Source organism: Streptosporangium sp. NPDC002607 (assembly GCF_053592655.1).
On sequence record NZ_JBSFWD010000160.1, the window covers coordinates 1 to 1,514 of the forward strand.

A 1,514-nucleotide genomic window follows, 5' to 3' on the forward strand; every position below is an offset into this window, starting at 1 on the left:
GTGTGGTGCACCGCGCGCGGTGCACCACACCGGCGACCGGCCCGGCGAGAACAGGTCCACCAACCGTGTGGAGGACGTTTGACCTCCTCCCCATGGCTGAAGCCAGGGAATTCCAACCCTCACGGGTCGGGTTTCCTGCTTCACCGCCGGTTGCCCGCCCGAGAGAGGACTCCCGTTGAGGTCTTACACCAGCTCCACAGGCGTTTTACCTCTCCGCCTGCCCAGCGGCGAGGGTGGTGCGGGTCATGCGTGCGGTGGCTTGGTTATCGCCACCGCTCGAACACGATAATCCGTGCGGCGCCGTGCCGCGTTGTTTTCTACCCACGCCTGAAGGCGGGGGTCTCCACGCTGAAAGGATTCAGATGAGCAGGCCTATCACCTTGTTCACCGGCCAGTGGGCCGATCTGCCCTTCGAGGAGGTCTGCCGGCTGGCCTCGGGCTGGGGATACGACGGGTTGGAGATCGCCTGCTGGGGCGATCACTTCGAGGTCGACAGGGCGCTGTCCGAGGACGGCTACATCGATCGCAAGCGGGAGATCCTGGCCAAGCACAACCTGGTCGTGCACGCCATCTCCAACCACCTGGTCGGCCAGGCCGTCTGCGACCATCCCATCGACGAGCGGCACAGGGCCATCCTGCCCGCCCGCGTCTGGGGTGACGGCGAGCCGGAACAGGTTCGCCGCAACGCCGCAGAGGAGATCAAGAACACGGCTCGGGCCGCGGCCAGACTCGGTGTGGACACCGTGGTCGGCTTCACCGGATCGTCCATCTGGCACACCGTGGCGATGTTCCCGCCGGTGCCGCCCGCGATGATCGAGGCCGGCTACGCCGATTTCGCTGCCCGGTGGAACCCGATCCTGGACGTCTTCGACGAGGTGGGGGTGCGTTTCGCCCACGAGGTGCATCCCAGTGAGATCGCCTATGACTACCACAGCACGGTGCGGACCCTGGAGGCCGTCGGGCACCGGCCCGCGTTCGGGCTGAACTGGGACCCCTCGCACATGGTGTGGCAGGAGATCGACCCGGTCGGCTTCATCCTGGACTTCGCCGACCGGATCTACCACGTCGACTGCAAGGACGCCAAGGTCCGCACCGGCGACGGCCGCCGCGGCCGGTTGGCCTCGCACCTGCCCTGGGGCGATCTGCGCCGGGGCTGGGACTTCGTCTCCACCGGCCGGGGCGACGTGCCGTGGGAGGACTGTTTCCGCGCGCTGAACGCGATCGGTTACACCGGGCCGATCTCCATCGAGTGGGAGGACGCGGGCATGGACCGCCTGGACGGCGCCCCCGACGCGCTGGCCGTGATCCGCAGGCTCAACGCCATCACCCCGCCCTCGGCCGCCTTCGACGCGGCCTTCTCCTCCGATTGAGGCGCTCAGGGCCGACGTGCCGGAGGCGTGTCCGGGGTGAGCCGTTCTCCTGCCGGGACGTCTCCGCGGACGGGGTGACAGGAGGCGTGCCGGTGACCCGGACGGGGGGACCGGCACCCCCCGCGCCGGCGCCGCGCCGGGCGG

General features: G+C 69.2%; 1 protein-coding gene. It reads left to right on the top strand.

Annotated features, from left to right (window positions below):
* Positions 1-362 precede the first annotated feature (362 nt).
* Complete coding sequence (locus tag ACWD3H_RS47635; protein WP_350914347.1) at positions 363-1,370, top strand: sugar phosphate isomerase/epimerase family protein; 1,008 nt, start codon at positions 363-365, stop codon at positions 1,368-1,370.
* Positions 1,371-1,514: the final 144 nt, after the last annotated feature.

Coding starts and splice junctions, on each gene's coding strand:
- ACWD3H_RS47635 (WP_350914347.1), top strand. CDS start 363: ATGAGCAGGCCTATCACCTTGTTCACCGGCCAGTGGGCCGATCTGCCC.